Source organism: Alkalihalobacterium chitinilyticum (genome assembly GCF_029028005.1).
GTDB lineage: Bacteria > Bacillota > Bacilli > Bacillales > Bacillaceae_F > Alkalihalobacterium > Alkalihalobacterium chitinilyticum.
The window spans coordinates 443,216-466,873 of record NZ_JAOTPO010000001.1; the positions used below are offsets into that span (position 1 = coordinate 443,216).

The window sequence follows — 23,658 nt, forward strand, 5'->3', positions numbered from 1 at the left end:
CATATCTCCCTTCTATTAAAAACCTGTAGGCCAACTGGCTAACAGTCGTTTACTTCTCCCGCCATCACGTGAACACGCAAACTCTAATGATTGAGCTAAGATTTTTCTAGTATCACGCGGATCAATTACATCATCAATATAATATTTACTCGCTGCTTTAAAAGGCGAACTATCAAACTCCCACTTAGATAACAGTTCTTGCCGTGCTTCCTTAGGGTTGTCAGCTTGCATCAGTTTTCTACCATAAACAACATTTATGCCGACTTCTGGCCCTGTAAAGTTAATTTCTGCTGTCGGCCAAGCGAAAACAAAGTCTCCTCCCATTGTCGGTCCACACATATTTCCGAAAGCAGCTCCTATACTCTTACGAATAATAATGGATACCTTTGGCACGGTTGATCTTGCAAGTGCTTGATTCCAAACCATTATTTTCGTTGGTATTCTTTTCTTTTCCGCGTTGCTGCTTACGCGAAAACCAGGTATATCATGTAAGAAAATAATAGGAATATGATATGAGTCACATAAACAAATAAAATCCGTTGCCTTATCACACTCTTCAGCTCCACTTGAGCCAGCAAATTGCATAGGCTGATTTGCGATGATCCCGACAACTCTTCCATCGAGATGAGCAAAACCTGTAAGAAGCGACTTGCCAAACAGCGGTTTTAATTCAAAGAAATGACCATCATCCACAATTGACTTAATGACCTTTTTCATATCATAAGCTCTTGTTCTTCTAGTTGGGACAATGTCCAGCAATTCCTCTACTTGCCGGTTGGGGTCATCTTTTGTCTCTCGCCGAGGGGGAAGTTCATCTTCATGAGACGGTAAATAACTAAGAAATTCTTTCATTGCAGCGATCGTCTCGTCTTCCCCCTCACCTGCATGATCAATTTGTCCCGTTTCTTCAGCATGAACCTTCCAACCGCCTAGTTCCTCTAAATCTACTTTTTCACCTGTCGCCATCTCCAGCATTCTGGGGCCGGCAACAGCCATGCAAGTTCCTTTTACTTGTGATACGAAATCAGATGAAACAGCCATCCATGTAGGACCTCCAAAACTATCTCCAAAAATCCCTGTAATCATGGGAACTTGTCGTCCGACTGTCAAAAGGCTGTCTGGAAACAGTTTGTCACTAATCCCATCTGAGCCCATTCCATCAGGCATACGCAACCCGCCGCCTTCTGCAAGGTTAAAGATTGGAAGGCCTCGCTTAATTGCATATTCATGGGCCATGTGAGATTTCCTTAAATGAACAGCACCTTCTGTACCAGCCATCACATATTTATCGATCGCTTCAACAACTACCGGACGTCCATTAACTTTGGCAAGCCCGCAAATTAAACCGTCTGCTGGTGTCTTTTCTTCAAATCCAGGTACATCTGAGTGGGCTAATAACCCAAGCTCTAAAAATGTGCCGGGATCGACAAGCTTTTCAATTCTCTCCCTTGCTAGTGCATTTTGTTCATCTTTTCTTTTATTTTTCCCGTAATCAAGAGAGCGCTTTTTTCTCTCCTGTAATTCATGAATATATTGCTCCATACTTACTTCTTCCATTAGAACGACTCCTTCAAGTAGATATGATTGCAGGCTTTCTTCCATTTTCGTTTATTAATTAACTGTAGTAAAAATGCAAATTGAAACCTAGGGTGTCCCATAATTCTCCACGGTTCTTGGGGACAATTATGATAGAAATCAGTTAATATTTTTGCGAGTTCTAGCTTCGATTCAGATGTAAATGTAATAGAAAGGTAACTAATCCCTTTTAAATGTCCGCGTGTCCCTAATAATGTTGAAAAAAATCTAGTTAAGGGGTCAGCAGAAACATAAATAATCGAGATCTCGAGGTCTTTGGCTTTATAAATGATTTGGTCGTGGTTAGAGTCGTAGATATAAATTGGTGGATTGGATGCTTTAGTAAATGGTATATTTCTAGTTTTCATTACTTTTTCGAGCAGATTGGAAGCTTCATGTTGAGGAATTCCTACATAAGCTTCCCATTTATTCCGATAGAATGATAGCACAGCAGCACCTCCTATTTCGTTTCTAGCAGGTCACCTTCATAGGTTTGGATTTTTTCAACGATATCCTCTGGAATCGGTTGTGATCGTCCTGTTACTGAATTATAGGAAACTTGTACAGATTCTGCTGTTACTAGTATTTCATTACTGTCTCCTCGAGTAATCACATAAGAACATACCATACTCGATCGACCGAGCTTTTTAATTCGACAATGAACATGAATGACATCATCTAACTTAGCCGGCTGATGATACTCGAGTGTAATTTTCGCCAGTACTAAATCAAAAGTATTCGTTTCAGCTAATTCTATCCAATTGCTCCCAATGATCTCCCTGAAATATTCAGTGGATGCCACGTCAATGTACGTAGAATAATGCGCATTGAAGACTATTTTTTGGCCGTCAATTTCAGAGTATCTTACTCTTATTGGGTAATAAAAACGAAAACCTTCTAACATACTAACACCCCTCCTTCTCTAAAAATTATACTAACCGGTTAGTATTACTAAACACTATACTAATCTAAATTTTCCAAATTTTCAACCTTTATTATCATTTAAACCAACTTTATTTATCATTTAGATATCGATTTTTTGTAATACAAAAAAGAGGCTAACTTATAAGTTAACCCCTTTTACTCTTTTGCTAGCTAATCTTTTGAGTTATTACTGGATCTTCAGGTGCACGCATTCTTTGAATAAGTACAGCTACTACGATAATAGATAATGCAATTAAATCCATCATCCAGTTCGCATTGATTAAACATAGAGAAGCACCGATTAATAATACTCGTACGATAATGTTCGCGCTTTTCTTCGCAAACCATCCTTGAACCGCAGCTGAAAGAAGATAGATACCTACAGCAGCTGTTATACAAGCAACAGCAATGCTTCCTGCTGAACCTTCCATTAAAAGCTGCGGACTATAAATGAACATAAACGGTACGATAAACGCTGCAATTCCTAGCTTAAAGGCTGTTACACCGGTCTTAAACGGATCTGTCCCCGCAACACCTGCTGCAGCGTAAGCCGCTAGAGCAACTGGCGGTGTAATAGCTGACATAACAGCATAATAGAAGACAAACATGTGAGCAAAGATGGGCTCAATCCCAATCTGAATTAAACCTGGTGCAACAACTGAAGCCGCTACTGCATAGGCAGCTGTAGTCGGCATACCCATTCCTAAAAGAATGGAAATCCCCATTGCAAATAATAGTGCTAAGAACATGTTATTATCGGCAATTCCTAGAAGCATTGAACTAAAACGTAAACCAACGCCGGTTAGGGCGATAACACCAACAATGATACCTGCACACGCACAAACCGCTAATAATTGAATCGTATTTTTCATTCCTAATTCAAACGCATGAATGATTTTCTTTAATCCCATACGAGTAGACGGGTGGATCCAACTTACGACTAAACACGCAATAATAGCTACAGTACCTGATCGGATAACAGAAAAACCACTTAGAAGAGCACCGATAAGGAGTACAATAGGAATAAATAAATACGCTTGCTTAAGGATACCTCTTAATGATGGTAATTCTTTACGTGATAGACCTTTCATCCCATTTTTTAACGCTTGAAAATCTACCATAAAATATACAGATAAGAAGTATAAAAGAGCCGGAATAGTAGCTGCTATAATGATTTCTGAATATGGGATCCCTGTTACCTCTGCCATAATAAATGCCCCAGCACCCATGATCGGAATCATAATCTGTCCACCTGCTGATGCAGTTGCTTCTGTTGCAGCAGCAAACCTTCCACTATAACCTACTCGTCTCATTAAAGGAATTGTTAATGAACCTGTTGCAACTGCATTTCCAGCAGATGTTCCGTTCATCATCCCCATTAATCCACTTGAAATAACTGATACTTTTGCGGGTCCTCCTCGCATACCCCCTGCAAGAGAAAACGAAAAGTCGATAAAGTACTTTCCTACACCTGACATTTGTAAAAATGCACCAAAAATGATAAACAATAAGATATATTTTGATGAAACATCCAGTGTTACTCCAAATACTCCGTCTGTACCGAAAATATAAGTAACAAAACGGCCAAAGCTGTATCCATTATGGTTTAGAATACCTGGAAGCCACGGGCCGGCAAATGCGTAGAGAATAAAGACACCGGCTAATATTGGCAAGGTCCAGCCACTTGTACGTCTTGTTAATTCAAGTACGATAATTAACCCTAAAACGGCTACAATCGTATCTTGTGTCTGTGGCATTACGCCAAACCTAAACAATAAAGCGGAAACATTAGTATAAATATAAAACGTTACATATAATGTTGCTGCAATTAATAGCCAGTCAACGACATTAACTTTTTTACTTGTTTTCCAGCTTTTAAATAATATGAAACCTAAAACTGCACCTAAAGCTAAGTGAATACTTCTAAAAACCCATGGTTCAATTGGGTGGAAGTTTAATACGTATAAATGGAAAAGAGCACCAACAACAGCTATCGTTATAAATGTGTATTTAATCCATCCTGTTAATTCACGATGGTGTAAGGCCCCCTCAACTGCTTCCTCGAGCTCTTTCGCTTTGTCATCATTAACAACTGTCTGTTCGGTTTCTTTTAAGTCCTTACTCATACTGTTACCTCCCTTTATGAATTTCTACCTTGAAGTCAATCCTTGAGGTAATGAATAAAATAATAGATGTAATTCCAAGGATCTGCTTGTATAAACGGTATTCAAAAAGAAACCTATAAAACGGTGCCTTTTTGAATACTTTTTATATAGAGGCTGACGTAAGAAGCCAGCCTCCCATAAATACGATTTACTCTTATTATTTTTATTTTTTATTTTTTATTTTTTATATTCTGGCGGGTATACACCTTCTGGAAGGTCAATACCAATTTCTTCATAGTAACGAATTGCTCCTGGGTGTAAAGGAAGCGAGTCATTAAAAAGTATTGCCTCAGCTATAGCTTCTTCAGCAGAAGAATGTGTTGTTTTTAATAATTCTTGGTTTTCATGATAAGCTTTTACAAACTCATAAACGAAATCAGGGTCCATTTCTTTGTGTACGATACCAAAGTTAAATTGAGCAATTGTTTCAAGGTCGTGATCTAATTGATTATATGTTCCTGCTGGAATTGTGAAAGGATAGAAGAACGGATATTTTTCAATTACTAGATCTCTTTGCTCTCCTTCAATTCCGAAAAAGTTTAATTCACGTTGAGCTTCTACCTCAGACACAGCAGAAATCGGGATACCAGCTGCAAAACCGATTACGTCTAATTGTCCATCCATTTGTTGACTCGTCATATCACTCGCCCCCGCTTGGATTGGAGTAACGTTTAGTCCTAATGCTTCGTGAATTAATGGAAGATACGTACCTGAAGTCCCACCTGAAGGACCCACTCCGACACGCTTACCATCCATATCTTCTAATGTTTCAACTCCACTGTTCTTTAAAGCCCACCAGTGGAATGGTGTAGTATACATAGGGAATGCAACACGAACATCTGTTAACTTGTCGGCACCTGTCCAATCACCTGTTCCATAGTACCCTTCATAACCCGGACCAAGAGTAATCATTCCAATATCTTGTTGCTTTCCATTTACAAGCTGCATATTGTGAACTGGCCCACCAGTTACTTCAACGTTAGCTGTAATACTAAATTCTCTCTCTAGTAATTGCGCAAGACCTCCACCATAAATGAAGTATGTTCCTCCTTGTGAAGCTGTACCAATTACAACTGTTGAAGGACGTTCAGCATAATTTACTTCGGTTTCTTCTGGCGTCTCACCTTGCCCTCCATCATTTGCTGGTGCATTACTGGAATCACTTCCACAAGCTGATACAAAGACTAAGCTTAAACTCGCAACAGCAGTTAACATGGAACGTTTGAAAAACTTTCTCATATCTGCTCCCCCTTATTTATAAGTGTTTTATTTTTCTTACAATTCAAAGTATAAAACGCTTTCAATAGTATGTCATAAATTGAACTTAAAGGTCATTTTGGTCTTTTTGGTCTTTACATTTCCTTGAATGAAATGTAATAATTCTAAGGATACATCAAATGTGTTATACTATTTTTTCTTTACCGGTACAAATAAAAAAACTAGCACGAGTATGCTAGCTTTTAATAGCCTGATTGTAGCCTATTCAGCTCTTCCATTAATTCAGGCCCAATCATATTTTGGAATCTTTCATATAGAGAATTAAACTCTTGTTTCCATAATTCTTTTTCTTCGTCTGTCTGATAATGGATGTCTATAACTCCACTATTTTTTATCCTATAAAGCATTTCCTCATTCATTGTTTGAGAATGCTCTCGTAACCATACCGTTACTTCATCCATTGCTTCCATAATGCTTTTTTGATAATCTACAGGCATCGTAGACCAATATTCACTGTTCATAAAAACTGCATAACCTAAATAGTTATGATTACTTAAGGTCATGTATTTTTGCTGTTTATAAAATCCCTTAGAAAAAATATTTGATAACGTATTTTCTGTCCCGTCTATCATACCTTCACTAAGTGCGTCATAAACTTCATTAAATGAAAAAAGGCGAGGTTGTGCACCTATTACTCTATACGTTTCCATTAGTGCAATACTCGGCATGACCCTGACTGTAAGCCCTTTGAAATCTTCAGGTACGATAATCGGCCTTTCATTATTCGTAAATTGCTTAAAGCTATTATCCCAGTATGCAATTCCATGAAATCCGTAATCTTTAATACTTTCAAAAAGCAATTCTCCTATTTTACCTTCAAATGCAGCCTCAACCATTTTTTCATCCTTAAAAGCGTATGGTAGATCCATAATCAGCCACTTCGGATCCAACACTGTAATTTCAGACAAAGCTGGTGCAATAATATGAATATCATTTCTCATTAGTCCATCAAACTCATCTTGAGCTTCATACAAACTTGCATTAGGAAAAACTTGTACTTCTACCCAGCCATCTGTTTTCTCCCTTACTAACTGTGCAAACATGGAGGCAGCAAGTCCTTTGGGTGTATTTTCCGCAACAACATGACTAAAGCGTAATACGTACTTTTCGTTTAATCCTTCTAATTCTTTGTCTACTGCCTTAGGTTCATCTTTTTCTCCAAAACCAAACCCAATATAAAAGGCAGTTAAAACCCCGATAATTAAGAAGGAACAGATTGTAATTAAACCTCTCATCTTTTCCTCCTATTGCTTTAATCGATATAATTGAATAGGACGTCCTATTGTTCCGTATGTTAACTCCATTTCAACTTGTCCAATGTTCTCTAGATAATTCAGATAACGACGAACAGTTACTCTAGCTAAACCAACTTCACTTCCTATTTCTTCTGCTGATTTAGCTGTATCCATTTTATTTAGGTATTCATTAATTTGATTTAAAGTGTGTACATGCAAACCTTTAGGCAGAGTTGTATCCTGCTTCGCCTCTTGTTGAAAAGTAATATGATCTAACTTCTCTTGAGAAATTTTATCCGCATAATTTAATTGTCTGTATACCGTCTTATATTGGATTAATGCCTTTTCTAGCCGTTCAAAAGTAAACGGTTTTACAATATAATCTACTACCCCGTGTCGAAGCAATGTTTTGACGGTCTCTGTATCATTTGCTGCGGTAACTGCAATGATATCGACATCAATTAACTCTTGACGAAGTTGTTTGATCAGTTCAACTCCGTCAATACCAGGCATATATACATCTAAAAGAACTAATTCTGGTTTATACTTTTGAATTTGCTGCTTTCCCAGTTCACCAGTCGCAGCTACACCAACGACTGAGAATCCATCAATCTTTTCTATAAACATCCGGTTTACTTCTTGGACCATTGGATCATCTTCAACTAATAATACGAGTATATCCTTTTTTTTATAAGGCATGGCCAACACCATCCTCCCTCTTTAAAGGCAGCGTTATCGATATCGTTGTCCCCTCATTTTCTTCACTATCGATATCAATGGTTCCATTCACTCTTTCAACTATGGATTGAATGAGAAACAAACCAATCCCTCTACCTTCTTTCTTTTTAGTCGAGAAGCCTCTCGTAAAAATTCTTTCTTTATACCCTTTTGGAATTCCAATCCCATTGTCAGATACTTGAATAAAAAGTTCTTCTTCTAACTCCTTGACTAATATATATACCGTTTTATCGGAAGTGTCTGTTTCTAATAAAGCATCATAACTATTATCTATTAAATTTCCTATAATCACGACCAAGTCATGGTTAGTTATACCTTCTGGATAGTTTACAAACGAACTTGATTTATTAATTTTCAATGATATACCTAACTCTTTACCCCTGCTTACTTTACCTAATAATAGTCCGACAATACTATCGTCGTGAATTTGTTGCATCAATATTCTAGATAGGGCAGAATGTTCTTCATTTAATTCAAAAATATAATCAAGTGCTTTGTTCCCCTGATTTAACTGAATCAGGCCAGCAATCGTGTGTAACTTGTTTGAGTATTCGTGATTTTGAACTCTAAGTGCATCGACAAAAGCTTGTACACCCGTTAATTCTTTTGCTAATCGGTTTACTTCTGTTTTATCCTGAAAAATAGCAACGGCACCAATCGTCCTGCCTTGATCGGTTATAGGGATACGATTGCTAAGTATCGCTCTGTTTTGTACGTAGAACTCTCGTTGATATACAGGCTGTCCTATTTCTAAAATTTCCGGCAACCGAGTATCAGGGATCACATCAGATATCTGTTTTCCTACCACATTTCCATGTACATTTAACATCCTTTTAGCTGCTTCATTGATTACAGTAATTCTTTGATGTTCATCAATTGCAATAACCCCATCATGTATTGCATTAAAGGTAGCTGTACGCTCTTCTAAGACACGAGCTAATTCACTTGGTTCCATTTCAAAGGTTTGTTTCTTTATATGGTTAGCGAGTAACCAAGCACCCCAAAATCCAAAAAGTGTAGTAATTAAAATAATGATTAAAGCTGTCCTACCAAATTCATAAATAATATCACTTAAATAAGGAAGCACACTACCAACTACAACGACCCCAACTTGTTCACGATCACGATTTATTATGGGTACAAACGCGCGGACGGTCTCTGTTCCATCTTCTGCTTTTGCTTTCGAGATATAAATATGTTCTGCAAATGCTGCACCCTCATCACCACCGACAAAAGGCGTTCCTAATCGTTCTGGAATGGGGTGGGTAAGTCGTATCCTATCCATATTCAATATCACAATATAATCTTGTTCATTCAAAACCCGCATTCGTTCTATAAGTGGTTGTAAAATCTCAGAAGCATTGGCTAATTCAATACTATCCTGCACCGTTTGATTTTGCGCAACTAGTTGTGCGGTTATCATTGCTTGCTGTGACCGTTCTTCTTCTTTAATCTCACTAACATAACCTAATAATATAATGCCTATTATAATAAGAGAAAAAGCAACGATTCCAAAAGATAAGCCAGTGATTTTCCATCGTATAGGTAATTGTAATAAAGCTTTCAATTTTTTCTCCATTCGACTATTTTCAGCATATTTCTACTTTAACTATAACATATTTTTAATCAACAATTTCTTGTTTATTTTGAAAAGAAAGCACAGGAAGAGGCGTAAGGGAAAATCGTGTCATAAGAAAAAAAAAAAAAAAAACGGTACCAGGTACCTTTAGTGGACTAAAGGTACCTGGTACCGTGCGAAGATTGGGGGCAAAAAAACCTGAAGAATTGGTTTCTTCAGGTTAATATGTATAAGTATGGCGCGCCCACCAGGATTCGAACCCAGAACGCGAGAGCCGAAATCTCGTGTGATATCCATTTCACCATAGGCGCGTTTTTTAGCGACACAACTAGTATATAATAATATAATATTAAAGTCAACATATCATTTAATATGAAGCTTAAAACAATGTGTGGTATCTCAATAAAAAGCTGATGGTTTTAATCCATAATCCCATATTGAGATACCTTTACTTAATAGACGCTCTAAGTGTTACTCATTAATTAGCTTCAACTGGACCGTCCTCAAACATTTTTTCGAAACGTGCATTAATTTGGTCATCATTATAGCCAAATTTATGTAATCTAACGACAAAGTTCTTTGCCCATAGCTCATTACGTTTAGCCATTTTCTTATACTTCTTTACTAATGCCCCTTTTGTTTCTTTAGATCTTGCATCCGCATTTGACATTAGGTTTTCAACAATGAACAATGCTTTCCATATATCCTCTTCAGTGAATTGTTCATTTCTTTCATTTAGGACATCTAATACCTTTTTATAGAATTGATCAAATTCTTCGAATGGAATTTCTTCGTCCATATTTAAATACCCTTGTATTTGGTTATATAGTTCTTCCATGTTGACACCCTTCCTAAACATATTCGGGTATATTATATCACATTTTCCTATAAGAAAAACACGGTTTATTAATATGTGATACCAAGACACCTGCACCGCGCATTGAATTGTGAATGAGAAAAGCGCAAGCGCGCATTTAGTGAAGTAAGGACTGAAGCCCGCCGTATAAGAAAGAGAAAGGAGACTCGGTGATCGCTAGGAAGCCGATGTTGACTTATCATAAGGAGGTGAGCTAAGTCTCGCTGGGCGCTAGCGCTAAACATCTTCGAATTTTATACTTTATATTAAAAAAAGGCTGACTTTATGCTGTCAGCCCTCTTTTCTAATCACAATATTGATCAAACGCAGCTTCTAACTTTTGAACAACTTCAATTGGTTCATGTCCTTCAATTTCATGACGTTCAACCATCATTTTAATTTCCCCATCCTTTAGCAGAGCAAAAGAAGGCGAAGATGGTGGATACCCTGTGAAAAACTCTCTTGCACGAGCCGTTGCATCCTTATCTTGACCTGCAAATACCGTTAGAAATTGATCTGGTTTTTTATCATAGTTGGCCATATAAGCTGCGGAAGGACGAGCAATGCCACCAGCACAACCACAAACAGAATTAATCATGACTAAAGCTGTTCCTTTTTGAGATAGTGCCTCATCTACTTCCTCTGGTGTTGTTAATTGCTTGTACCCCGCATTAACCATATCTTGCCTAGCTATTTGAACAACATCGTTCAAAAAATTAAATTGCATGTTTATCACTCCTTGATGTTGTTAAGTCTGTATTTATTGTACCCGTTTTCTTATGAACAACCAACTAAAACGTTTTATAAAATTATTTTTATGTTTTAAATCAATGTTTTATTTTCAAAAAAACCAAAAGAAAGGAACGAAGAGTTACTCACTCTTCGCTCCAATCCTCTTATTGTAATGCTGTTCTTAATGATTCAATATTTTTTCTCATTAAGCTAAAGTAATCTTCGTTATTGTCGATGTCTTCTTGAACCAAAACTTCTAAGTTATGAATATAAACTGGTTCTGCACCTACTTCTTCTTTAACCACTTCAGCAACTTGAGATGTGAAATTTTGTTCAAATGCTACATGTTGAATGTTATGCTTTTCAGCAAACTCGATAATCTGCTCTAATTGCTTACGAGTAGGCTCATTCGTTGGTGAAAGTCCAGTAATTCCAATTTGGTGGATACCGTAACGGTTTTCCCAATAACCAAACCCAGCATGTGAAACGATAAATGTATCTTTTTCTACCTCTTCAACCATTGCAGAAAACTCTGCATCGATTGCTTCTAATTCAGTTTTTACGTCGTTAAAATTTGCTTCAAATACTTCTTGTTGTTCTGGTAATAATTGTATTAATCCATTCTTAATATTCTCAGCCATTTGAATTGCAAGAATTGGATCTAACCAAACGTGCGGATCTTCATCTCCATGATGATGATCATGTCCGTGGTCGTCATGCTCATGTCCATGCTCGTCATGCTCATGTCCATGCTCGTCATGCTCATGTCCATGCTCGTCATGCTCATGTCCATGCTCGTCATGCTCATGTCCATGCTCGTCATGCTCATGTCCGTGGTCGTCATGCTCATGTCCGTGGTCGTCATGCTCATGTCCATGCTCGTCATGCTCATGTCCGTGGTCGTCATGCTCATGTCCGTGATCGTCATGCTCATGTCCGTGATCGTCATGGTCGTGTCCGTGATCATGATCGTGATCGTAATCTATTAATTCAATTCCTTCGATTGCTTTGACGACTAACACATTTTCATTTGTAACCGTATCGATAATTGCATCTGCAAAGCCTTCCATTCCTGCTCCGTTATAAATGAACATATCACCTTCAGCAACACTTATCATCTCGCGAGCAGTTGGTTCATATGTATGGGCATCTGCACCTACAGGAATAATGTTTGTAACGTTAACATACTCTCCACCAATTTTATTTGTAAAGTCTTCAAGCGGGAAAAGTGTTGTAAATACTTCTAAAGCATCTACCTCTTCTTCTACTACTTCCTCTTGTACGTTTTCTTCAGGCTCACCTTGTCCTCCACAGGCTGCTAAAAAAGACGATGTTACTAACATACCTGCAAACAAGCTTGCTTTTAATTTTCGCATTATTATCCCCTTCCGTAATCATTACGTTTTCGATTATAAATTATAACGTAATAGTTCCGATTTGTAAATCATTAATAATTGTTCATCCATGTTTTTGTTCCATAAAAAAACTGACTGAAAGCACTTCACCTTTTTAGATATATGATGCAATACCATTTTAATTACATCTAATATACTGTATAGGTGGATGCGTTAACAGTCAGTTTATTCGTTACTAATTAATCATCGATAATCTTTCTTTATACATTTTATTCAAATCTTTTTGTTGTTGAAAAACTTTTGGCAGTACTTTCTTCAATGCTTTTTCATTTCTTTGTTCCACAGCTTGGACAAACAAAGTTTGAAGCTCTTCATGCTTTTTATACCAGTCTTGATCAATTACATCACCGTGCATAAGCTCGCCGTTTTTCATCGCTTCTGAGATTTTCTTTTTAAGGACTGCTTGCTCTTTACTTATTTCTCTCCATGCATTCACATATTCTGGTGTATATTTTTCAGCTAACAACTCGTAATACATATTTAGATGAGCTGTAAAACCGTTATTAATTAATAAACAAGTTTGTGTTTGCGAACAACATTCATCATCTTTTTGTTGACTACTAACACTGAAACCATACGTAACCTGCTGACTACTGAACAAAGTTATAAACGAAAATATACAAGCTAGACTGAGCGCTATTACTCTTTTCCTTGTCACTTTTAGCACTACTCCTTTTTCTTTAGTATCACGAGTAGAGTGCCCTTTTCTAGTTGTTCTATGCAAGGATATTAATAACTTAACTTCTTCATCTAAAATGGATCCTTATTTAAGGTCTACTTCTTTTCTCACGCCTCAACCTGATAGAAACCAAATAAAAAGAGTTCCTAAGAACCCTTTTTATTCGTTAAAAACAATATGCTTTTACACACCATTATTAATAAATGGAAGTATTATCTTTTCCGATCTTCTCTAATTTCTCTTTCACACTTGCTAGGAAGCGTCCGCAAACTAATCCGTCTAACACTCGGTGATCTAAAGATAAGCATAGGTTGACCATGCTTCGAACCGCAATCATATCATTTTCCATAACGACTGGTCGTTTTACGATTGACTCGACAGACAAGATTGCCGCTTGCGGATAATTGATAATTGGAGTTGATAAAACAGACCCAAACGAACCTGTATTATTCACTGTAAACGTACCGCCTTGCATGTCTGCTCCTGAAAGTTTTCCAGTGCGAACTTTTCCAGCTAGGTCATTTACTTCACGTGCAATTCCTTTAATATTTTTCTCATCTGCATGTTTAATGACTGGAACATATAAAGCGTCATCTGTTGCTACAGCGATTGAAATATTAATGTCTTTCTTATGAATAATTTTGTCTCCTGCCCACATGGAGTTAAGCTGAGGGTATTCTTTTAACGATTCTACAACCGCCTTAATGAAGAACGGTAAAAACGTAATATTAAACCCTTCTTTTTGCTTGAACTCATCTTTCACAGAATTACGGAAGTTTACTAAGTTTGTTACATCCACTTCCACCATCGTCCAAGCATGCGGTGCTTCGTGCTTACTGCGTACCATATTGGCTGCAATTGCTTTACGGACACCGGATACCGGAATTTCAATATCACCTGCCGCTACAGGAATGTCGATAGATTGCGTTTCCTTTGCAGGCTGAGTTGCAACTGGTGTTGGTGTTGATGAAGCTGCCACTGGTGTTGGTTCCTGTTGTGGTGTTACTGTTTCTGCTGCTTTAGGTTGTGGGATCGCACCACTCTCGATGACTGCAAGTATATCTTTTCTAGTAATTCGTCCGCCTTTACCGGACCCATTGACTTGCTCAAGATCAATATTATTCTCTTGGGCTAGGCGCAATACTGCAGGAGAATAACGTTTCTTCTGCGATTGATCCGTTTCTTCTGCACTTGCTGCTGAAGCGGATGCAGTTTCTACAGGTTTATTTACTTTCTCTTCAGCTGCTGGTGCTGCACCTTCCACTTCAATCGTACAAATAATTGCACCTACAGCTACCGTCTCATCCTCATCTGCTACTAGATCTTGAATCACACCAGTATAAGATGACGGGACTTCAGCATTTACTTTGTCTGTCATTACTTCAGCAATAGGATCGTATTTATTTACCTTATCACCTGGCTTAACAAGCCATTTACTAATCGTTCCTTCAGTTACACTTTCCCCTAATTGGGGCATCGTAATTTCTGTAGCCATGATAGAACCTCCTTCTATTAAAACTCTGCTAAGTCTCTCATTGCTTTTTCGACTTTATCTGGATTTATCATAAAATACTTCTCCATTGTTGGCGCATAAGGCATAGGAGGTACATCAGGACCAGCTAAACGTTGAATTGGCGCATCTAAATCAAATAGGCACTCTTCTGCAATAATTGCTGAAACCTCACTCATGATGCTGCCTTCCTTATTGTCTTCCGTTACTAGTAGAACTTTTCCTGTTTTCTTTGCTGCCTCAACAATCGCTTCTTTATCAAGCGGATACACTGTTCTTAGATCAAGAATGTGTGCAGAAATACCATCTTTCGCTAACTTTTCTGCTGCCTGAAGTGCAAAATGAACAGATAAACCATACGTAATAACCGTAATGTCATCACCTTCACGTTTTACATCAGCTTTTCCGATTGGCAGCGTGTAATCCTCTTCAGGAACTTCACCTTTAATAAGGCGATATGCACGCTTATGCTCAAAGAATAAAACTGGATCATTATCACGAATAGCAGCCTTTAATAACCCTTTTACATCGTAAGGAGTGGAAGGCATTACAATTTTTAAACCTGGAACAGAAGCAAACATCGCTTCTACTGATTGTGAGTGATATAGCGCTCCATGAACTCCACCACCGTAAGGAGCACGAATAACCATCGGGCAATCCCAATCATTATTTGAACGGTAACGAATTTTTGCGGCCTCACTCACAATTTGGTTTACTGCTGGCATAATAAAGTCCGCAAACTGAATTTCTGCAACAGGTCGCATCCCGTACATTGCAGCACCGACTCCAACACCAACAATTGCAGACTCAGCAAGAGGAGTATCGATGACTCGTTGCTCTCCAAATTGATCATATAAACCTTTAGTAGCACGGAATACACCACCGCGTGCCCCAACGTCTTCTCCTAGTACAAAAACTTTTGAATCGCGTTCCATTTCTTCTTTTAACGCTAACGTAACTGCATCAATATATGAAATAACTGCCATAATTCTCTCCCCCCTTATTCTCCGTAAACGTATTTCATTGCTTCTTCTGGCTGTGCGTATGGTGCTTCTTCTGCATATTCTGTCGCCTCATTGACGATTGCCATAAGACGGTCGTTTAATTCTTTTTCCTTTTCCTCAGTAAGAAGTCCTACTCCTCTTAAGTACTCAGCAAATGTAAAGATCGCATCTTTTTTCTTTGCTTCTTCAACTTCCTCTTGTGAACGATAAGTACGATCATCGTCATCACTTGAGTGAGGGGTTAATCGATATGAAACCGTTTCAATAAGTGAAGGTCCTTCTCCTCGTCTTCCACGATCTGCCGCTTCTTTTACCGCTTCATATACGGCAAGCGGGTCATTTCCATCTACTGTTACACCTGGCATTCCGTAACCAATCGCACGGTCTGAAACTTTTTCACACGCTAATTGTTTTTCGATAGGAACAGAAATCGCATACTTATTATTCTCACACATAAAAATAACCGGAAGCTTATGAACACCTGCAAAGTTTGCTCCTTCATGGAAATCTCCTTGGTTAGAAGAACCTTCTCCAAAAGTCGTAAACGTTACAAAGTCTTTACCTTCCATTTGACCAGCAAGAGCAATACCTACAGCATGAGGAACCTGAGTGGTTACTGGAGATGAACCAGTAACGATTCTGTTCTTCTTTTGACCAAAGTGCCCAGGCATTTGACGTCCACCTGAGTTCGGGTCTTCTGCTTTAGCAAAACCTGACAGCATAAGATCTTTCGCTGTCATACCAAATGTTAATACAACACCCATGTCACGATAATACGGTAAGATATAATCTTTATCTCGGTCTAAGGCAAACGCTGCGCCTACTTGTGCAGCTTCTTGCCCTTGGCAAGATATAACAAAAGGTATTTTACCAGAACGATTTAATAGCCACATACGCTCATCAATTCTTCTCGCAAGTAACATCGTTTCATACATTTCTAACACTTTATCATCAGATAATCCTAATGCTTGATGACGGTTTTCTGTCATGGATATATCCCTCCTATTATGAATGAATCGCTTTTCCTTCAACTGCCAGAGCAGCTTCACCAATAATCTCTGATAACGTCGGATGTGGATGGATCGTATGAGAAACTTCCCAATTGGATGCGTCTAGTACTTTTGCAATCGCTGCTTCTGAAATCATATCTGTAACATGAGGTCCAATCATATGAACACCTAGTAAATCATCTGTTTTTTCATCAACAACAAATTTAACAAATCCATCGCTTTCACCGAATACTAACGCTTTACCAATCGCCTTAAATAAAAACTTTCCTGTTTTAACATCGTGACCCTTTTCTTTTGCTTCTGCTTCAGTCAATCCAACAGACGCGACTTCAGGGTGACTATAAATACACTTCGAGACAGTGTCATAGTTGATCGGGTCGGGGTTTTGTCCTGCAATATGTTCAACTGCTACAATACCTTCATGTGATGCAACATGTGCTAATTGCAATCCACCGATAACATCCCCAATTGCATAGATGTGAGACTCTTTTGTTTGATAAAACTCATTCGTTAAAATCATCCCTTTTTCTACTTGGATGTCTGTATTTTCAAGTCCAATACCTTCTACGTTTGCTGCTCGCCCAACCGAGACAAGAAGCTTATCGGCAGTAAATGTTTTTTCTTCACCTTTATGTTCTGCTTTAATCGTGACACCAGCAGATTTTTCAAGAGTTTCTGGAAGGACCTTCGCACCAGTCACAATCTTAATACCTTTTTTCTTCATCAGACGTTGGGCTTCTTTTGAAATTTCATGATCTTCTGTCGGTAAAATACGGTCACTGTATTCAATAACGGTTACTTCTACTCCAAAGTCGGCTAACATTGAAGCCCATTCAATTCCGATAACTCCACCACCAACGATGATGATTGAAGAAGGAAGTTCTTCAAGTTGCAGTGCCTCATCTGATGTTAGGACATGTGTTCCATCAGCTTGCATACCAGGCAACATTCGTGGTCTTGAACCCGTTGCAACGATAACGTTTTTCGGAATTAACATTTCATTTTCTTCACCATTATTCATTTCTACAGAAATCGTCCCTGGAGTCGGTGAAAAGATCGATGGTCCTAGAATACGCCCCGTTCCTTCATAAATATCTATTTTTCCTTTTTTCATTAAATGTTGAACGCCATTGTGGAGCTGATCTATGATAGCTTGTTTCCGTTCCTGAACTTTAAAGAAGTTTAGTGAAACGTCACTCGTTTCTACCCCAAAATCACTTGCACGCTTCGTTGTTGCAAACACTTCTGCACTTCTTAATAGTGCTTTTGAAGGAATACACCCTTTATGTAGACATGTTCCACCAAGCTTTTCTTTTTCCACTACTGCTGTTTTCAGTCCTAATTGAGCCGCACGAATGGCAGCAACATAACCGCCTGTACCTGCACCAAGGATGACCAAATCGTATTCTTGAGCCATTTATTTACCTCCTGATATTTCTAATTCACTTAGCATCTTTCCACTAGGATAATGCTTAGCTGTTTCATCTCCATTGATGATACGTATCGCACCTGTTGCAAGCGCTAACATCTCATCTTCACCTGGATATACGAGGATATCACTAATCCACTCTAACTTCGCTGTCAGAGATAATATTAAGCGTTCACTGTATGCGAGACCGCCGGTTAAAATAATTCCATCCACTTCACCTGATAGAACAGTACTAGCTGCGCCCACTTCTTTTGCAATTTGATACGCCATAGATTCATAGTAAAATAATGCTTCTTCATTACCATTTTCTATCGATTGCTCAATGACATGGCCGTCCTGAGTTCCTAAATAGCTAACTAAGCCACCCGAACCTGCCATTAATTTTAGTGCCTTTTCTTTTGTCATTCCTTCTGAAAAACAAAGATCAATGACTGCTCCCGTAGGCAGTGTCCCTGCCCTTTCAGGTGAGAAGGGGCCCTCGCCATAAAGCCCGTCATTGACATCAATGACACGCCCCTCCTTATGAACACCTACGGTAATTCCTCCACCCATATGGACAACTATTAGTTTTAAATCTTCATACTTTTTCCCAAGCGCTTTGGCGGCGATTCTCGCTGTAGCTTTTTGGTTTAAAGCATGAAAAATACTCTTTCTTGCTATTCCTTTTAGACCTGATACTGTAGCGACCTCTTCCATTTCATCTACGACAACCGGGTCCACGATGAACGATGGGATGTTTAACTGGTTGGCTATTTCATAGGCGATAATTCCACCATAGTTCGAAGCATGCCAACCAGCATATCCGTCTTTCAAATCTTCAAGTAAGAGTTCATTTATAGCATACGTACCACTTGGGATTGGTCTGACTAATCCCCCTCGACCAACGACTGCATCTAGTTTTGAAAGGTTAATACCTTCTTCGTCTAATGTTTTCAGGACAACTTTTTTACGAAAATCGTATTGTTCTTCAACTGTTGATAACGATTGAATTTGAGTTAAACTATGTTCAATTTTCGTCATAAAAAGAGGTGTGTAACCTTCATATACTGCAATTTTCGTTGAGGTCGATCCAGGATTAATAACTAAAACTCTTTGTCGACTCTCCATCTTCAATCACCAACTTATCTACGACTTAAAATGTGCTGTCCGTTTTGTAAAAATTGCTTTCTTGAATTTCTCATTCTTCTAATACGCTCTTCAGCCATGCGGTCCGCTGCCAAATACGTTGGAATTTCATCGCGCTTTGAAATTTCAATTACCTTTTCAATGTTTTCATATATACCTTCAACTTTTTTCATCGCACGCTCTCTGTTATAACCATATAACTCATCAGCTACGTTAATAACACCACCAGCATTAATGACATAGTCAGGTGCATAAACGATTCCCATTTCATGAATGAGATCCCCGTGTCGTGTTTCTTTTAATTGATTGTTTGCAGCACCAGCAATTACTTTAGCTTTTAATTTTGGAATAGTTTGATCATTAATAATTGCTCCAAGCGCACACGGTGCAAAGATATCACAATCTACTTCATAGATATCGTTAATATCAACAGCTTTTGCACCAAATTCATCTACAACACGTTGAACGGCTTCTTTATTAATATCTGTAACAACTAAATTTGCTCCTTCTTCATGAAGGTGACGGCAAAGATTATAAGCAACATTTCCAACACCTTGAACCGCTACCGTTTTTCCTTCTAAAGAGTCTGATCCAAAACCAGCTTTCGCTGCAGCCTTCATCCCAACATATACACCATATGCTGTTACAGGTGATGGATTTCCTGAAGAACCAAACGCAGGTGAAATACCAGTTACATAGTCCGTCTCCTCATGAATAAGGTCCATATCTGCAACAGTTGTCCCCACATCTTCTGCGGTAATATAACGACCGTTTAACCCTTGAATGAAACGTCCAAACGCACGGAACATTTCTTCGTTTTTATCTTTACGAGGATCACCGATAATTACAGTTTTACCGCCGCCTAGATTTAGACCTGCAGCAGCATTCTTATATGTCATACCACGAGCTAAACGTAATGCATCTTCAAAAGCTGCCTCTTCACTTTCGTACATCCACATTCTCGTACCACCTAATGCTGGGCCTAACGTAGTGTCGTGAATAGCTATAATCGCTTTTAAACCTGACTCTTTATCTTGACAAACAACAACCTGCTCATAATTATATAGTTCCATATACTTGAAAAGTTCCATTTTTGTTTCCTCCTAATGTGCTTGATGTTCTAAAACTTTTTTAGTGCTAATTGAATTTAAGGCAAATGCTATTGAATACAATTTGTTTATTGTTGAATCTGATCTCGACGTTAATACAATTGGTGCCTTTGCTCCAGTAATAAAACCGCCGACATTGGCTTTCGCAAAATAAACTAAAGATTTGTATAGGATATTACCTATCTCTATAGTAGGGACTAATAAAATATCAGCCTCACCTGCGACGTCTCCCTTTATTCCTTTGTACTGGGCCGCATCTTTAGAGATGGCGTTGTCTAACCCGAGCGGTCCATCAACTATGCAATTTTTAATTTGCCCTCTGCGGTTCATTTGGGATAAAAGCGCAGCATCTACTGTGGCTACCATTTCAGGATTAACCACTTCGACAGCAGCAATTGGAGCTACTTTAGGTAATTGAACCCCTACCTTCCGTGCAACTTCCACTGAATTCTCAATGATTTGAACCTTCTGATTTAAATCAGGTGCAATATTAAGGGCAGAATCCGTAATAAACAGCAACTTATCGTAATTTGGTATATCGAACGCTGCTACGTGTGAAAATAATTTACCTACTCTTAATCCGTAGTCTTTATTTAAGACTGCCTTCATGAGAATTGATGTAGGGACCATTCCTTTCATTAATATATCCGCATCACCGTTACGAACAGCTTTTACTGCTTCGTGAGCAGATTTTTCTACGCTGTCTGTGGAAACGATAGTAACATGTTGCCAATTAATTTTTCTTTGCTCTACTAATTGACGGATTTTTTCTTCATTTCCAAACAACAAGAAAGATGCAAGATTTAAACGTACAGCCTCTTCTACAACGATCATCATTCGTTCATCGTCTGCAGCAGCGACAGCAACAATTTTATTAGGGAAATCTGCAACCCTCGAAAGCATGTTTTGTAATAACATAACCTCTTTCCCTTCTTTCTCTCTTTCTCAGATTTACTATTGCAAGATCCGTGCCAAAAGTATTCACTGTGAAAGCGCTTTATTTTACAGTTTTTCAAAAAAGAAAGTGTGCAATAATTTTCATAGTATGAAAATTATTGCGTGAAATTTTTTTCAATATTATACTTCTCCATTTTATAATATAAATTCCTAACAGATAAACCAAGCGTTTTCGCTGCAGCGGTTTTGTTCCATTCACAATTCTCTAGTGTATTAATAATAATTTCCCTCTCTAGGTTTTCTACTTGCTCTGATAAAGTACCAGACCCTAGCACATGTGAGGTTGCTTTTGACTCTACTGTTCCTTTTTCAATCGTAGGTAAGTGCTGAAAGTGTTTCGTTTCGATAACATGTTCATTTAATGTCATATAGATCATAGCTCGTCCCAGTACATTTTCAAGCTCTCTTACGTTGCCCGGCCAATCATACTTTTTAATAAGTTCATGCGCTTCACCGGAGATGTTATAAATGGCTCTTCCATAATCTTGATTTAGTTTATGTATTAAATGGATACAAAGCTCTGGAAGATCTTCTTTACGTTCACGAAGCGGTGGTATAAAAATCGGCATTTTATTTAATCTATAATATAAATCCTCTCTAAAAGTATTGTCATTCATACCTTTTTCTAAATTAACATTTGTTGCAGCAATAACTCGTACATCAATTTGAATTGGTTTTGTCCCGCCAACTCTTACTATTTCTTTTTCTTGTAATACTCTTAAGAGTTTAGCTTGCATATTTCCTGACAACTCACCAATTTCATCTAGAAAGATACTGCCTTTATTTGCTTCTTCAAAAAGCCCTCGTTTTCCACCACGCTTTGCGCCTGAAAATGCACCTTCTTCATACCCGAACAATTCACTTTCTAACAGCGTTTCAGAAATGGCAGCGCAGTTTACACGAATAAACTTATTATATTTTCGTTCACTTTCATTATGTATGGCGTGCGCGAATAACTCCTTCCCCGTCCCTGACTCTCCACGCAATAAAATCGTCGCTGGCGTCGTAGCAGCCAACTTCGCTTGCTCGATAGCTACTTTCATTTCATCCGAATCACCAATAATGTCATCAAACGTATATTTGGCTTCTAATGTTCGAATAATTTGCCTTGCACGCTGTAATTGATCCGTTAACGTTTTAATCTCAGAAGTATCGTGAATGACTCCAACACTCCCCTTTAAAATCCCATCCACAATAACCGGTGCTACATTTACTAAAACATCTTTTCGTTTTGGACCTACCCTCATTTGGACTCCTCTTACTGCCTTCCTCGTTTTAAGGACGTGCATATGCATACTTTCACCTTCATAAATATCAGCGGTTGCGGGTTTTCCAATCACATCTTCAGGCATCAGCCCTGTTAACCTCGTATAAGCAGGGTTTATCATAATACCTAAACCTTGTTCATCAACAACTGATATGGCGTCATCTGAAGAGTGGATGATCGCCTCTAACATCGTTTGAATACTTTTTAGACTCGTGACCTCCTCTGCCATTTGAACAATTTCTGTAATGTCTCTAAAAACAGCTAGAGCACCAATCATTTCAGTTCCACAAATTAACGGTACACGTGTGGTTAAGATTTTACGCCCATTATCTAACAACTGCTCTTGATTGGTTTCTTCCTTCTGCGTTTGCAGAATTCGCGGTAATTGACTAGCCGGCATAACCTTTCCAATCTTTTGACCAATCGCTGACTTCGCATCAATATCAGCCATTTTTCCTGCAGCATCATTAAATAATGTCACTTCACTGTGCATATTTATCGCAATCATCCCGTCATGGGTCGAATTGAGGATCGTTTCTTGAACCGTTCCGTGCTCTTTCATATAAGCTATTAACGATTCTTTTTCATCAATTAATTGAAAAATAAAGCTTGCGATCGTTCCTGAAATCACTGTCGTGTCTTTATGACAAACTTCCTTTATTTCTTCAATTAAATCTTTAGAGCCTGTAGCTTCAATTACAATGTCTATTTTTGGACTGATTAAGTCTTTCCAATTCATCTGTGTTTCGATATTATTTTCTTCTGCAATAAGCATACCTGGTGCTTGAGGATCAATATCAGAAACTCCGATAACTTCCATTTTTTTTGTTTCCATTAGGAGCTTCAATAAAGCCGTACCGCCTCTCCCGGCACCAATAATAACAACTGTTTTCATGTTACTTCCCCCTTTAAAGGAACTTACCCTATACACAACTATTACTGAAACTTAGAAAACTTGCAACTGATTACTTGGACAACATGGTATAATCAATTAAAATAATAATTGTAGTATCTTTTTATAAAAGTGCAGCACTTTTATAATCCATATAACTTTAGAAATCACCTCAAAAA

20 protein-coding genes and 1 tRNA gene are annotated in these 23,658 nt (G+C 38.2%); all 21 read right to left on the reverse strand.

The window, feature by feature from the left end:
- Positions 1 to 15: 15 nt before the first annotated feature.
- Positions 16 to 1,557, reverse strand: a complete 1,542-nt coding sequence (locus N7Z68_RS02250; protein ID WP_275116826.1) for an acyl-CoA carboxylase subunit beta — start codon at positions 1,555 to 1,557, stop codon at positions 16 to 18.
- On the reverse strand, positions 1,557 to 2,024 hold the full coding sequence (locus N7Z68_RS02255) for a hypothetical protein (protein ID WP_275116827.1): 468 nt from the start codon (positions 2,022 to 2,024) through the stop codon (positions 1,557 to 1,559). The genes N7Z68_RS02250 and N7Z68_RS02255 overlap by 1 nt, the downstream gene beginning before the upstream one ends.
- 11 nt (positions 2,025 to 2,035) lie before the next feature.
- Entirely contained in the window at positions 2,036 to 2,479 is a 444-nt protein-coding gene (locus tag N7Z68_RS02260; RefSeq protein ID WP_275116828.1) for an acyl-CoA thioesterase, read from the reverse strand.
- A 187-nt stretch (positions 2,480 to 2,666) separates the two neighbouring features.
- A complete protein-coding gene (locus N7Z68_RS02265; protein ID WP_275116830.1) occupies positions 2,667 to 4,625 on the reverse strand; it encodes a TRAP transporter permease in 1,959 nt (652 codons plus the stop codon).
- Between the two features lie 216 nt (positions 4,626 to 4,841).
- Positions 4,842 to 5,903 carry a TAXI family TRAP transporter solute-binding subunit gene (locus N7Z68_RS02270; RefSeq protein WP_275116831.1) on the reverse strand — a complete coding sequence of 354 codons (1,062 nt, stop codon included), beginning with the start codon at positions 5,901 to 5,903 and terminating at the stop codon, positions 4,842 to 4,844.
- Positions 5,904 to 6,124: 221 nt separating this feature from the next.
- Positions 6,125 to 7,177, reverse strand: coding sequence for a DctP family TRAP transporter solute-binding subunit (locus N7Z68_RS02275; RefSeq protein WP_275116832.1), 1,053 nt, complete (start codon positions 7,175 to 7,177; stop codon positions 6,125 to 6,127).
- Positions 7,178 to 7,186: 9 nt separating this feature from the next.
- Positions 7,187 to 7,876 (reverse strand): response regulator, encoded by a 690-nt coding sequence (locus tag N7Z68_RS02280; protein ID WP_275116833.1) that lies wholly within the window; start codon positions 7,874 to 7,876, stop codon positions 7,187 to 7,189.
- Positions 7,866 to 9,482, reverse strand: a complete 1,617-nt coding sequence (locus N7Z68_RS02285; RefSeq protein WP_275116834.1) for an ATP-binding protein — start codon at positions 9,480 to 9,482, stop codon at positions 7,866 to 7,868. The genes N7Z68_RS02280 and N7Z68_RS02285 overlap by 11 nt, the downstream gene beginning before the upstream one ends.
- Positions 9,483 to 9,730: 248 nt before the next feature.
- Positions 9,731 to 9,805: transfer RNA gene (locus N7Z68_RS02290), tRNA-Arg, on the reverse strand.
- Between the two features lie 167 nt (positions 9,806 to 9,972).
- The gene (locus N7Z68_RS02295) at positions 9,973 to 10,332 is read right to left on the reverse strand and encodes a hypothetical protein (RefSeq protein WP_275116835.1); all 360 of its coding nucleotides are present in this window, start codon (positions 10,330 to 10,332) and stop codon (positions 9,973 to 9,975) included.
- A 322-nt stretch (positions 10,333 to 10,654) separates the two neighbouring features.
- Complete coding sequence (locus N7Z68_RS02300; protein WP_275116836.1) at positions 10,655 to 11,077, reverse strand: BrxA/BrxB family bacilliredoxin; 423 nt, start codon at positions 11,075 to 11,077, stop codon at positions 10,655 to 10,657.
- Positions 11,078 to 11,246: 169 nt separating this feature from the next.
- Positions 11,247 to 12,458, reverse strand: coding sequence for a metal ABC transporter solute-binding protein, Zn/Mn family (locus N7Z68_RS02305; RefSeq protein WP_275116837.1), 1,212 nt, complete (start codon positions 12,456 to 12,458; stop codon positions 11,247 to 11,249).
- A 214-nt stretch (positions 12,459 to 12,672) separates the two neighbouring features.
- Positions 12,673 to 13,155 (reverse strand): hypothetical protein, encoded by a 483-nt coding sequence (locus N7Z68_RS02310; protein ID WP_275116838.1) that lies wholly within the window; start codon positions 13,153 to 13,155, stop codon positions 12,673 to 12,675.
- A 217-nt stretch (positions 13,156 to 13,372) separates the two neighbouring features.
- Complete coding sequence (locus tag N7Z68_RS02315; RefSeq protein WP_275116839.1) at positions 13,373 to 14,671, reverse strand: dihydrolipoamide acetyltransferase family protein; 1,299 nt, start codon at positions 14,669 to 14,671, stop codon at positions 13,373 to 13,375.
- A gap of 17 nt (positions 14,672 to 14,688) precedes the next feature.
- Positions 14,689 to 15,672, reverse strand: coding sequence for an alpha-ketoacid dehydrogenase subunit beta (locus tag N7Z68_RS02320; RefSeq protein WP_275116840.1), 984 nt, complete (start codon positions 15,670 to 15,672; stop codon positions 14,689 to 14,691).
- 14 nt (positions 15,673 to 15,686) lie between these two features.
- Entirely contained in the window at positions 15,687 to 16,679 is a 993-nt protein-coding gene (locus tag N7Z68_RS02325; protein WP_275116841.1) for a thiamine pyrophosphate-dependent dehydrogenase E1 component subunit alpha, read from the reverse strand.
- 16 nt (positions 16,680 to 16,695) lie between these two features.
- The gene (gene lpdA / locus N7Z68_RS02330) at positions 16,696 to 18,117 is read right to left on the reverse strand and encodes a dihydrolipoyl dehydrogenase (RefSeq protein ID WP_275116842.1); all 1,422 of its coding nucleotides are present in this window, start codon (positions 18,115 to 18,117) and stop codon (positions 16,696 to 16,698) included.
- Positions 18,118 to 19,236, reverse strand: coding sequence for a butyrate kinase (gene buk, locus N7Z68_RS02335; protein ID WP_275116843.1), 1,119 nt, complete (start codon positions 19,234 to 19,236; stop codon positions 18,118 to 18,120).
- Positions 19,237 to 19,250: 14 nt separating this feature from the next.
- Positions 19,251 to 20,345 (reverse strand): branched-chain amino acid dehydrogenase, encoded by a 1,095-nt coding sequence (bcd, locus tag N7Z68_RS02340; RefSeq protein WP_275116844.1) that lies wholly within the window; start codon positions 20,343 to 20,345, stop codon positions 19,251 to 19,253.
- A gap of 12 nt (positions 20,346 to 20,357) precedes the next feature.
- Positions 20,358 to 21,281 (reverse strand): phosphate butyryltransferase, encoded by a 924-nt coding sequence (yqiS, locus tag N7Z68_RS02345; protein ID WP_275116845.1) that lies wholly within the window; start codon positions 21,279 to 21,281, stop codon positions 20,358 to 20,360.
- A gap of 134 nt (positions 21,282 to 21,415) precedes the next feature.
- Positions 21,416 to 23,482: a sigma 54-interacting transcriptional regulator gene (locus tag N7Z68_RS02350; protein WP_275116846.1), complete on the reverse strand. Its 2,067-nt coding sequence runs from the start codon at positions 23,480 to 23,482 to the stop codon at positions 21,416 to 21,418.
- Between the last annotated feature and the right edge of the window lie 176 nt (positions 23,483 to 23,658).